The following is a 580-nucleotide window of genomic DNA, read 5'->3' on the forward strand; positions in this document are numbered from 1 at the left end:
ATGCTGTACAGCATCTGGTTTTTGTCGTTCTCCCCGAGTTCAAACCAGGTCACCACGCCTTTCACCCGGCGCTGTACGTCATCGCCCTGCCATACCGTCAGGTAGGCCATTTTGTCCAGCACCTGCGCAAATTCAAGGGAAAGAAACTGCTGACTGACCAGAGAAAGGTCGAGGGAAAAAAGTGAAGAGAGTGACTGGGTGAGATGAAAGGAAACCACCGCAAACGCGTCCGGTGGCAGGCCGTCCACTTCAAGTGTGAAACGTAATCCGGTTGACATAGCAACCTCCGTGAAAATGAATAATAATCCGCACATATTGCATGTACAACATGTCGGGCCAGGGCAAGATTACGAAAGCCCGCTCCCCGCAAGGACTGACGCGAGATAGTTTCTGTCCATGGCTGCTTTTCGCATCTTACGTCTTAACCCTGCCTTGAATACCTTATCATTCGTTAAAATATTAATAGCGATGTGCCGTATCCCTGAAAATAATTCTGCGGCGTTTCCTCGGTGATGCTGCCAACTTACTGATTTAGTGTATGATGGTGTTTTTGAGGTGCTCCAGTGGCTTCTGTTTCTAT

1 protein-coding gene and 1 pseudogene are annotated in these 580 nt (G+C 48.8%); both read right to left on the reverse strand.

The features are described from left to right. A partial coding sequence (locus RTW80_RS26965; protein ID WP_063115449.1) for a contractile injection system protein, VgrG/Pvc8 family occupies positions 1-278 on the reverse strand: 278 nt, incomplete at its 3' end. Positions 279-347: 69 nt separating this feature from the next. After that, a pseudogene (locus RTW80_RS26970) lies at positions 348-580 on the reverse strand (ISAs1 family transposase); the annotation flags it as partial.

Origin of the sequence: Escherichia sp. AM3, from assembly GCF_032029835.1 — a bacterium.
GTDB lineage: Bacteria > Pseudomonadota > Gammaproteobacteria > Enterobacterales > Enterobacteriaceae > Escherichia > Escherichia coli.